Raw genomic sequence first — 11,850 nt, forward strand, 5'->3', positions numbered from 1 at the left:
CGAATATAACGGGAGCGTTCACTTATATTTGATGATTAAATTTATTGCAAAGAAAGACTTATCATTTACATAAATTACGGGCACAGCCCGTTATAGAGAATTACTGGTATAGGATTAATAAGAGCAAAACGAGTAGAATTAAATCGCCAAAAATGAACGAATGATGAATTTTTGTTATAATGATATACGGTAAGCGCCGAGAATTTTAGAATATAAGAGAATTCCGTGCTTGATTAAGGCACATGTGGTGAATCTACCCATAAAATATATGTGCAGATTTATTTTATAGTATTATCCTTTCGTTATGTTTAATAATGTATTTTATTTTTGTATGGTTAATATTCAATTTTATCTGATTATTCTATCGATCACCAAAGGGTTCTTATATTTTACCAATTAACCATGTCAAAAATAAAGTAGATAATTGTACTGTCCCATTATTATTTCCTTTATATACCGTATGAATTTATATTTTTTCATTTTACCACCATTTTATTTTTATATGCCATTGCAGGTGTAACTATATTATCACCATCAGATAGGGAATCGTGCATCCTTTCATAGTTGTAATGGTACACTACTTCTTCCCAGGTACTGAAATATGGACTTAAACGTTTTATGGTATAGTTTAACCTCTCCAGCTTTCCATTTGTTTCCGGGTGCCTTACCCTTCCTAATATATGTTTTATATTGTTGTTATCCAAGTATTCCTGGAACTTATTGTGGTCTCCAGGTATTCCATTCTTTCCATTTGAAAAGAACTGTGTTCCATGGTCTGTTAATATCTCCTCAGGCTTACCGTAAGTGTTTATTGCTATTTCTAAAGCTTCTATTGTATTATCTATTGTTTCCTCATTGTATATTCCCATTCCTACTATGAACCTTGAAGCATCATCTTCTATTATTATTAACTTCTCACTGTCACTATATTTAGTCCAGTCCATATGCCATAGTGAATTGGAATGTTCCCTCTCGTATTTTATATATTTCCTCTGTTTCTTCTTGTTAGTGCTGTTATCCACCATATTTAATAATAACAGTATTCTGTATATATTGTTTTTAGCTATTGTTATTCCTTTTCTTTTAAGGTATTTCCTTATTCTTTCAGGCCCTGACATAGGGTATTCATATCTTATTTCTTTAACTATTTCTACATCTTTGCTGTTTAATTCCCTATGTTTTCTTTTACCTATTGTATATTCCCCATTATCCCTGTATTTTTTGTAAATATAATTTACATACCTTGCTGTAATTTTCATTTCCTTAGCTATTTCTGTAGATGATCTCCTTTTATTTTTCTCCCTTATTATGTATTTTATTTTTTTCTCATTTAACTTCATTCTGGGCTTATATTCTTTTATTATATTTTTAGAGGGTATATATAGGAAATATTTACGGGGCAATATAAATAAAGTAGATAATAAAAATATTTATATACTACTGTATATTTCTTATTTAATGAAGAAAAAGTTTAATAATACCGAAAAAAATAAAAAGTTAATAAAGGTATTGGTTGTGATAGCAGTGATTTTTGTTTCTGCTATGTTTGTTGGCGAAGCTTTCCAGGGTGCTATAAACACACTTGGAACAACCCCCAGCACACAATCAAATACCCAGCCGGATGCGCAGGGCAACGTTTTTTCAACACCGACATATACGAACGGCACATATAAGGTAGCCGAAGTTGGGAATATTAACCATCTAAGCTTGTTCTCTGCTACCAGTGTCTGTGATTTTGAACTTCTAGACGAAATATATGATACGCCCTATAACTTCTTCCCGAACGAGACAGTAGGCCCATGGCTAGCTACAGGGGTAACAGGCTATTCTGTTGCCGGACATAACATAACCACAGTTGACCCATTAAATGGAACAAAAATGAATGTTAATTACATATACACATTACATATAAGATCCGGTGTCAAATGGCAGGACTGGACATCTGCAAATGCTGGCGATACATATTCATATCCTCTAACCCAGACATTTTTGGGCACAAATGGCAAGCCAGCGGATGTAAACAATACTATAATATATGATACAGCAGTGGGACATAATATAACTGTAGCAACGAAAAACCTTACAATGCAAACGTATGACGTACAGTCTGCCGATTTCATACTTTCATGGGAAATATTATTCGAATCTGAAGATTTCGAAGGCGAGTACCCCAGCATTGTTAATATCGTGCCTGTAAACAATTTAACTGTAGAGTACTACTTAAGTACACCTGTGCCTATATCCTTATTCAAGGAAACGGCACTGGACACGCCGATAATGCCTTACAACGTATGGGATTCCCATGCATATTCCTCAATTAGCGGTCTGTGGAACTATTCAGCAACACTACCATCATCCGGGGCATACAACACCTGGAATCTGGGATATAACCCTTCAACAGGATACGCACCTGGATTAGTAGGATCTGGACCATACATGATGTATGCAGGGTTCGGAATGCCAAAGGGTGCATGGATATCCAGCGATTACTGGCAATTATATGTAAACCCGGATTACTTTGTGCAGTATGTTCCAAGCCTTTCACAATTTACACCGAAAGTATACAGCATATACGCTGCAATATATACTTCAGATTCTGCAGCAGTAGCCTCATTATCTGATGGGCAGACATACGCAATGTTGAATGCCCTTCCAGCTACGTTTATACCGACAGTAAAGGGTATACCCAGTTCGTACATATATGATAAGGCCGGAACGGGATACGGGTACCAGCAGGTAAGCTCATATGCAGCAAATGCGCCTTTCAATATTACAGATTTGAGGGTGGCATTGGAATACGCAATACCGAAGACGTATCTTGCATCAGTCGTTGCTGAAGGCTACTCAATACCCGGGCCAGACACTCCTGTACCGGATTCAGATATACTGTGGCAGGCATCCGGTGTTCCATATTACCACTTTGACCTTGCAAAGGCAAAATCGTATATAGACGATGCAATAAATGCAACTAAAGGGATGCCGTCGGCTAATGTATTGAGCTATTCAAGAACAACTCCTGGAGTACTTTCAGGAACAACATTGTACTATGGAGGAAAACCGGTTACACAGACAATACAGATAACCTCTGCCTCTGAAGATCCACTGGGAGTCGAGGGTGCAAACAAGATAGCCACTTACTGGACAGACCTTGGAATCTCTACAACAGTTAAAGAAGAGTCTTTCTCGACATTAGTGGCTAATTTAGGGGCCCAATCACCGACAAACCCTACAGCATTCCAAGAAATTGATCTAGCGTTATCAGATATAGTGCTCAATCCTGCAGATGATTTATCAGCATTTGAAAACTCATATCTTGGTGCAGGCACAGGCTTCTACCTCGGTCCGTTCACAACGTTTAATTACACATCAGGCCCAAGCTTTGCAGTAAACCTGACAACTGGGAACATAAGTACATCTAGCACAGTCATAAGTGAGAATCCAGCAGCATTCAGCCCAAATATGTCATTAGTGCATGATAAAACTTACAGTGGCGCATACGTTACAAACTTCCTGAACAAGCTTGTGAATGAATCATACGTGGAGACAAACGCATCTGCAGAGCATGTGATACTTGATGTATTACAGTATGTTCTGGCTGACCAGGCAACATTGCAAAACCTTGGATATACTGTGGATCCGATGGCAATAGTCAACTCAACATTTACGGGAATTGACCATGACAGTTTAGCATTAACAGGGTTCTGGTACTGGAACTTTATGGACATACACCTTAAAAAGCCTGTAATTGTAACCAAACCAGTTACATTACCATACCAGCTGGAGGTTGGTGTAATAAGCAATTCCAAGATATACTACAGTGGACAATACGGGAATCTTACTATACAGGTAAGGAATCAGTATGGCCAGGCAATGCCAAATATACCAGTCTCTATTGGATACATAGCTTCCGATGGTGGAATAGTAAACATTACATCTGTATCCGGGAAAACCAATTCAAATGGCATATACCACTTTGAATTCCTGGTAACTCCTAAAAATGAGGCTATCTATACAAGTGACTACGCAGGAGATGTACAGTTTACAGTAACAGCTATAGCTCCAAACTCCAGCTACGTAAGTGGAAAAGGATCGTTCAATGTGGATGTTGAGCCATATGCAGTTGCATATAAAATCGTGAAATATCCTGACTATATATCCACAGCAAATAATACGACCTCGAAAACTACAATGATGGAGCTTAAGGTATATAATCCTCTTACAGGAACCCCCATATCAGGGTATCAGTACACAGTAGAATCCCTATCCGGATTGGTACAGCTTGTGAATACTACTAACCAGGTGTTGACAAACACAACAAACACATACATGTTTGTGGATACAACAGGGCTAAATGGAACAAAAACGGTGCCTATTGCGGATTACAATATGACCAAAATAACAGGGACAACAAACTCAACTGGAGACATAAACATAATGATGGAATACAATTCATCATTTGACTGGAATACAAGCAATGTAGCAGACGGGTTTGCACATACGTATATATTCATGGGTGATTATTCGGGATCAGCTCCAATGGCAGGATTAGCTCCATACATGGATTTAGGCCAGGTCACATCCTCCATGAACCCATCCGGATTTGGTGTCATACAGCCATTTGAAATACCTGTAATGGTAAATGAATCATCAATGCACGGAGTGCATATATCAGTATCATACAAGGGTACCATAACCAACAATGGCACGGAAATGATGACCTTAACAGCAACGCAGGATGGGAAACCATTAAGCAACTACAACATAACGGTGACAGCACAGAATGCTCTGGGAGCCAATAGAGGATTAGTATATGGCACATCTACATTAGGGACAACATCTGCTACTGATCCAAATTCAGCCTTCGGGTCAACAAGCATGCCTGAATATACGGTGACAACAAACAGCGCAGGTGTAGCATATGTTAATTTCACCGCGAGCGAGTACACATACAACTCAACATATGCCTACAAGCTGGTTCCATTCTCATCAACGCACCTTGTACCATACGATGAATTCCAGTTAGGGATAATGGGAATGAATGCAACCGGTGCCGAATACTCTGCTGCAACAAGCATAGTATCAACACCATTTGAATTCAACAACACAACAAATCCATACATATTCCCGACAGCAACAGTGTACCTCCTGGGCGCATCATACAGCAATGGGTCGTACTTCATACTGAGCGACCACAAATACACAATGTACATCAACTCTACCTATAACACAGCAGCAGGCCCCTCATACAAGGATCTATCATTCACAGCATCAACAAACTACGGGCACATATCTGTCAGTAAGGGCTCAACAGGTTCATCAGGATCATATAAACTGACATACACATCCAAGCCCGTAACCACAATCACAAAGATTACAGTAACTCTGACACTAGCTGGGTCAGGACAAAAAGAGGCATATACATTCTATGTGCTTCCACACAAAGCACCGTCCTATACACTGTACTATGCAATAATCGGAGTGGTTGCTGTCATAGCAGCAATATTCATTGCAATGTATGCAATCAGCATGAGGAAGCTAAAGGCTGCTAAAAAATAACTTTTTTATTTTATAATGTTTTATTATTACAATATTAAGAATTTTTTTATTTTATAACCTTAACTCCACAAATTTATAGGGAATACATCCATTATTATTTTTAATTCCCATGTCTTTACAGTTATAATAGCAATGCAAACATTAATATTATATATTCCCTATATAGGGTATATGGAAGAATGGGTAAAGGATGTACTGCAAGAAGAAAAAAGGAAAAGGAAGATTCCACTTGAGGTGAAGAGGCTGAACGGAAATTATTATTTATACCATTCAACAACAAGATATGATAAGGAAAAGCATGGTGCAAGGAAAGTATCTGATTACATTGGAAGAATTACAGAAAATGGCATAGTAAGCAATGACAAATCCCGGTCTGTGTATGAATATGGAAATTCAGAATTAATATACTCTGTATCAAAGGATATAATTAAATTATTGAAGAAACACTTCCCTGATACATGGGAATCCATATACGCAATGTCTGTGGTAAGGCTAATAAGCTATACACCGATGAAAAGCATTAAGGAAAGATGGGATAAACTGTACATGTCCAGATATATCAATGCGCATGTATCGCCCAATACATTGACAGACCTTCTTATTGAAACAGGTTCAGATATCAGCAGCCAGTATGATCTATTCAATGATCTAATGCACGATTCCATGAAGCTTGCATTTGACCTATCATCAATATTCTCAAGGTCAGAGAATATAAATATGGCAGAGAAGGGGCATAACCATGAGCACGAGTATATACCGCAGATCAATATTGCAATGGTATTTGACTTAGATTACTATAAGCCTGTTTTTCTTAAATCATTGGACGGTTCTGTAAGGGATATAAAATCTTTAAGGAAGGTACTGGAAGAGATTAATTTTAATGGAGTATTAGTAATGGACAGAGGGTTTGCATCATATTCCTTAGCGGATGAAATAAATAATAAATTCATAATGCCATTGAGGAGAAATAATAATATTATTGATTATAGCATTGAATTCAAATCAAGCTTCATGTACAGGGACAGGGGAATACTGTGTACATCATATAAATATGGAAAATATACTATATACATATTCCAGGACCAGCTGTTAATGTCAGAGGAGGCAAATACATTCATATCACTGATAGCAGACAATAAGAAGAGCCAGGATGATTATAATAGTGCATCTAAAGTATTCGGCAAGATTGCAATACTCTCAAATATTGATGACAAACCTGAAAATATATACCTAATGTATAAGCAGAGGGAAGAGATAGAACAGTCATTTGATGCTATGAAGAATGAATTGGAAAATGACAAATCATACTTAAGCAATGATGATTCCATAAGGGGTTATTTCTTTATTTCATTTGTATCATTATACATATATTACTCAATATTTGTTCTCATAAGGGCCGCAGGATTGACTGATAAATTATCTGTAAAGGATGCATTATTAAAATATTCAAGGGTTTACAGGATTATACACAACAGTAAAGAAATTATTTCAGAGGTTCCTGCATCATCCGAAAGGATAGATGAACAATTAGGTACAAATATATTCCCTAAAAAATTGGGGAGTTAAGGTTTATAATATTATTTAGCTGTATTTTCCATGTAAAGGTATTAAATATACTAATTTCCGGAGGAGATATACACAATAATTTTTTAACTGTAAATTACGGAAAAGGTGAAAAGAGCAGGGATGTGTTTTTGGATGATAATACAAGGACAGTAATTATGGATTATTCATTTGTTAGAAATAATAATGATATTCCATACTTATTCACCACCAAGAAAGGAAAGGTAACTTCAGAATATATGGGGAATATAGCCCAGGATATTAAGAAAAAAACAGGAGTAATAGAGTTTAGCTGGCATAAATGCAGGCATACATATGCACATAATATGATTAAAAATGACATAGATTTAGAAAGCCTCCGGCAAATGCTGGGCCACGAGGATTTGGCTACCACTGGAATATATTCGAGGATGAACACAGAGGAAGCATTAGAAAGGATTAAAAGCAAATCTATAAAATTTTACAATGAGTCTTCCATGTTCAAATCTTCCAAACCCTGTGACATTGCTAATGGACTCAAGGGGATTGAAATGGAGTTATACACTTTTCCGGGGGTTTAAACATGGCATCTTATATAAATTCGAGGTGTTATTATAATTTAAGAAAAAGATTTGGCCATGGAATTGCCAGAACTATTATGAATTACTGGTATTATTACAATGTAGACCCCCCGGAAGACCAGGATATAGCATTAGAATATTTTATTCTTAAAAGGGATGTTAAATGATTTTTAGAATCGATGTGAAAAATAAAAATTCATTCATTCGGGCACCATCATATGAGAATGGAAGTAAATACATTATTTTTCCGAAGTTAATTTTAGTTCATAATTTTTTAGCCCAAAGTGGAAGCAGTACAGAGAAGTTCCTATTTATAAAGGATTTTCAGCAATTTATAGATAGTTTCTCATACAAATGTGGAAGCAGCAAAGTGGAAGCACATGTGAGGTTGCATATATGAGAACGTTTAATCCAGGGCCAGAGTATTCCCAAATCATTTCTTATCTATTAACAGGCAAATCAGCAAGGGAAATTGGAAGAATTATGGGATATAAGTCAGGAGGAACAGTATCCAAGAAAATTAAAAGGCTTATCAACCATGGATATTTAATAAACCATATAAGCCCTGATAACCGGTTTTATTCAATAACATTGAAAGGCTATTCTATACTGGGCAATAAAAGTGTAGATAACTCCCCCACACAGTCAGGCAAAGTGGAAGCACTTACAGAAAAATCTGATAAATTCTACAGGCTCCACGCACTTCAAATCAAATACTGGCTAAAAACACCATTGCCGGCAGAGAATATACATATAGTTTCATTCAAGGACCATCCAACACATTTAAGGAATCTAAGGAACTATTCTGATTTAATAGTAGAATTTAAGGACTTTAACGTAACTGTTTCTACAAGGGCAATAAAGTTTACAAACCTTGAAGTAAGGATGCCCTATAAAGAGGTTGATGATCCTCAAATCCTGCTTACAAAAGCTATGGCCCTAATTGAGCCAGAAGTTGAGCATATAGAGTCGCTTCTGTCAAAACATATTCCTGGATTAAAATTAAGAAGGCTGACAAACAATGTTCTTGATGCCATAGTAATCAGGGGCGAAATCGCAATTGAAAACGATGAACTGGCCATTAATGTGGGCAAAATCCAGAAAGATACAGGGGAAAAGCTAAGAATTTATGATCCGGATGATGGCAAAATTTCCGAAATAGTTGACTTCAGCAAAGGACCGGCAGAGTTTGAATCAGTACATCCAAAGAAATTAATTGAAAATCTGGAAATATATAAGCAATTTTTAGATGATTTGAATTCCGGAAAATTCTATGACAGAATCAATGAGATAGTAGAGGTGCAGGAGAAAACGATGCAGATCCAGGAAAAGCAGGAAGAAATCCAGAAGAACGCTTTTAGCCAGTTTGACGAAAGGATAAATGAGCACTTGAATTTAATGAACAATTTAGCAACCCAATTTTTCCATGCACTGGACGAATTAAAAAATTATATGATGAGGTGAAAATATGATTGTGGGTTTATATGCAAGGGTAAGCACGAAGGATAAGGAGCAGAATCCTGAAAACCAGCTGATCAGGTTAAGGGAATACTGCAATGCAAGGAAATGGAATTATAAAGAATATATCGATTTTGCATCCGGTTCAAAGAAAGACAGGCCAGGATTAAAGCAAATACTGGATGATCTGGACAAGCTTGATGGGATACTGGTTTTAAGATTGGATCGATTCGGAAGGTCCTTGCAAAACCTGCTTGAATGCTTCAATATTATTAGATCTCAAGGAAAGTTCTTTGAAGCCATCGACCAGGGATTGAAAATCTCGGAGAAAAAGGATCCAATGAATGATTTTATGCTTGCCATTTTAGGTGCAGCTGCGGAATTTGAAAGGGAATTAATATCTGAAAGGGTAAAAGATGGCATGGCAAGGGCCATGAAGGAAAACAAAAAGATTGGACGGCCACGCATTTTAGACAAAAAGAATATAAGTGCTTCAAAGATTATTAAATTAAGGGAAAGCGGAAAATCAATAAGGGAAATATCCCAAATTGTAGGGATAAAGAGGTCAACGGTATATGACATAATAAAATCGTCCGAAAAACCTATACGTTAAAATCAATGATTTCTTTATATATACCCTGGTACTTTTTTTACTGTCCGGAAAAGAAATCTTTAACGGACACATCTAAGAATGTTTTCTACTCTAATTCATACAACTTTACATTTTCTATATCTATACCAGTTAGTGTCTGTGGTAAAGCCGGCAACATTAGATAGAGGGACCGATATATTATTTCCTTCAGGCTCGCTCAGAGTAACTTCATTTTGGGAAACACGTACAATAGTTACGTACCTATTTTTTTCGCCTTTTAGCTGAAGCTTTATATCCTCCCCTTGTTTTCTATTAATTTTTTTTAAATCCGGATTTCTGCTTCAAGGTTCGTTGGCAATCTTGGCAGCATGAATACTGCATTCGATTCCAGATATCCTTGTATGCATGTGCATCTCATACTCCGAGAAATTAATATATACCCCCAATTCTCCACGAAATCTTAATCCAAGTATGTAATAGACATACAGGGTATGGCAATAGTTTTGATGTCCACCCTATATATCAAGTCTTTTCTGAACGAATGAAACTTAATATCATTCACTGCATATAAGTTCTAACTCTGCCTCTACTATTTACTAATAAATATATAGGTATAGCAAGTGAAACGATAAACGGGATAATAGTAATAATGAAAATCATAGAATACGAGAATATTTTAAAAATGTTTGGTTCAATATTAGGTGGAAAAAACGGTAAAATGAATACATAAAGCGATAACATAACAACTAAAAGTATCCATAATGCAAGATTAGATTTCATATGTTTATGAGTGATTTTACTTTTTAAATAGTCTAAATAGAAAAAAATATCTAACGCTGCAAGTGCTACAAGTATAGCAGGCAGGATGCCGGTATAATAATTATATGAGAAGCTTATAATATTGCCTATAGAGCCAAGATAAAGTAATCTATAACTCACTATACTAATCATAAATACCCAAATTATTGCAAAAATTCTTAGGTAATTGTTTATCTTTTTTATATTTTCTGACCTGTTCATAATATCACCATGGTGGAGATACGCTTGGCCAAACACTGGCATGCGGTGCTAAACTTGTGATTTGCAGACCAGTACCCAGGGGTTCAGTTGTTAAAAATGGAAAATATAGCCATCCTCCTGAATATACCAGTTGACCATTAAAATTATATGCCTGATTTGAGTGCGCGCCAAGTTCTCCATAGGCTCCTGTATCCCAAAAATCCCACCAATATCCCTCAGAGACGGCTATCTCGACATATGGAACAGTAGTATCCTGACTGGTGGTATGTAAATTTACAAAACTTGCCCACGAAAACGCAACAACCGCCCCCAATATTCCTGCAACGGCCGCTATGGCTGCAGAAGCAGCAAAAACAGCTCCTACTGCCAGTCCTGTAACACCCCCTATGAGTGTCATAAGATTGGTAAAGTCACCTGTTCCTATAGGACCCTGAAAAGTATCAGACGCATAGAATACCCATGCATTTCCCCATCCATATGATTGATGGTATGTCTCTGGGTCCACAGAGATTAATTTAGCGTTCTTGCCATTAATTATATAAACCGATTTGTTCCCTATATTCTTATTCACATTTTCACGATAAATTATCGATTTTATATTAAGGCTATTATCTGTTGTTTCGATATATTCTATATAGTTGGCTCCTACTAATGTTGTATTTTGATTTCTAGCACCTCGCGGCATTTTGCTGTTATTTATTGTCAATTGTAAATATATCTGATTATTGATTACAGCATATTTTTCTGTGAAGTTTTTAATTGAGCTTCTATTTAATAATGAGGATTTCGACAAATTAACTGGCTTCCAATTTAAATTCCTGTTTTCAAAATTATTCTGTGCAAACCTGCTATTTATATTATTTATGGTACTGGCGTTCATTTCAAATTGTGGTAATATGTTATTAGTTGCTGTATTGTTTTGAGCTGTATGCATATTGTCCGTTGCAGGGACAAAGGCTATCATTACAAATACTGCTGCCATTAATACACCTGTTATTACCCTCTTTTTATTCACAACGAAATTAACACATGAATATATATACATATTTCTGTAATAATACTAGTGAATAATTTATTATTTAATAATTTATCGGTTAATTT

Annotated in this window: 8 protein-coding genes; 6 read left to right on the plus strand and 2 right to left on the minus strand. The window is 36.2% G+C overall.

Going from position 1 to position 11,850, the window contains the following annotated elements; genetic code table 11:
* Positions 1 to 476: 476 nt before the first annotated feature.
* The gene (locus FACI_RS08400) at positions 477 to 1,340 is read right to left on the minus strand and encodes an IS481 family transposase (protein ID WP_009887724.1); all 864 of its coding nucleotides are present in this window, start codon (positions 1,338 to 1,340) and stop codon (positions 477 to 479) included.
* 118 nt (positions 1,341 to 1,458) lie between these two features.
* Between FACI_RS08400 and FACI_RS08405 the strand changes: the two genes are divergently transcribed.
* The 6 genes from FACI_RS08405 (at position 1,459) to FACI_RS08425 (ending at position 9,750) form a co-directional block, all read left to right on the plus strand.
* Complete coding sequence (locus FACI_RS08405) at positions 1,459 to 5,556, plus strand: ABC transporter substrate-binding protein (protein WP_009887726.1); 4,098 nt, start codon at positions 1,459 to 1,461, stop codon at positions 5,554 to 5,556.
* A gap of 171 nt (positions 5,557 to 5,727) precedes the next feature.
* Positions 5,728 to 7,122: an IS1634-like element ISFac6 family transposase gene (locus FACI_RS08410; RefSeq protein ID WP_076611274.1), complete on the plus strand. Its 1,395-nt coding sequence runs from the start codon at positions 5,728 to 5,730 to the stop codon at positions 7,120 to 7,122.
* Between the two features lie 53 nt (positions 7,123 to 7,175).
* On the plus strand, positions 7,176 to 7,679 hold the full coding sequence (locus tag FACI_RS08415) for a tyrosine-type recombinase/integrase (RefSeq protein WP_256378733.1): 504 nt from the start codon (positions 7,176 to 7,178) through the stop codon (positions 7,677 to 7,679).
* A 2-nt stretch (positions 7,680 to 7,681) separates the two neighbouring features.
* A complete protein-coding gene (locus tag FACI_RS10330; RefSeq protein ID WP_009887729.1) occupies positions 7,682 to 7,846 on the plus strand; it encodes a hypothetical protein in 165 nt (54 codons plus the stop codon).
* 229 nt (positions 7,847 to 8,075) lie between these two features.
* Positions 8,076 to 9,143, plus strand: a complete 1,068-nt coding sequence (locus FACI_RS08420; RefSeq protein WP_009887731.1) for a helix-turn-helix domain-containing protein — start codon at positions 8,076 to 8,078, stop codon at positions 9,141 to 9,143.
* Positions 9,144 to 9,147: 4 nt separating this feature from the next.
* Positions 9,148 to 9,750, plus strand: a complete 603-nt coding sequence (locus tag FACI_RS08425; protein WP_009887732.1) for a recombinase family protein — start codon at positions 9,148 to 9,150, stop codon at positions 9,748 to 9,750.
* Between the two features lie 1,003 nt (positions 9,751 to 10,753).
* Here the strand turns inward: FACI_RS08425 and FACI_RS08435 are convergent.
* Positions 10,754 to 11,764, minus strand: coding sequence for a hypothetical protein (locus FACI_RS08435; RefSeq protein ID WP_148285751.1), 1,011 nt, complete (start codon positions 11,762 to 11,764; stop codon positions 10,754 to 10,756).
* Positions 11,765 to 11,850 lie beyond the last annotated feature (86 nt).

The organism is Ferroplasma acidarmanus Fer1, from assembly GCF_000152265.2.
Lineage (GTDB): Archaea > Thermoplasmatota > Thermoplasmata > Thermoplasmatales > Thermoplasmataceae > Ferroplasma > Ferroplasma acidiphilum.

Coding starts and splice junctions, on each gene's coding strand:
- FACI_RS08400 (WP_009887724.1), bottom strand. CDS start 1,340: ATGAAGTTAAATGAGAAAAAAATAAAATACATAATAAGGGAGAAAAAT.
- FACI_RS08405 (WP_009887726.1), top strand. CDS start 1,459: ATGAAGAAAAAGTTTAATAATACCGAAAAAAATAAAAAGTTAATAAAG.
- FACI_RS08410 (WP_076611274.1), top strand. CDS start 5,728: ATGGAAGAATGGGTAAAGGATGTACTGCAAGAAGAAAAAAGGAAAAGG.
- FACI_RS10330 (WP_009887729.1), top strand. CDS start 7,682: ATGGCATCTTATATAAATTCGAGGTGTTATTATAATTTAAGAAAAAGA.
- FACI_RS08420 (WP_009887731.1), top strand. CDS start 8,076: ATGAGAACGTTTAATCCAGGGCCAGAGTATTCCCAAATCATTTCTTAT.
- FACI_RS08425 (WP_009887732.1), top strand. CDS start 9,148: ATGATTGTGGGTTTATATGCAAGGGTAAGCACGAAGGATAAGGAGCAG.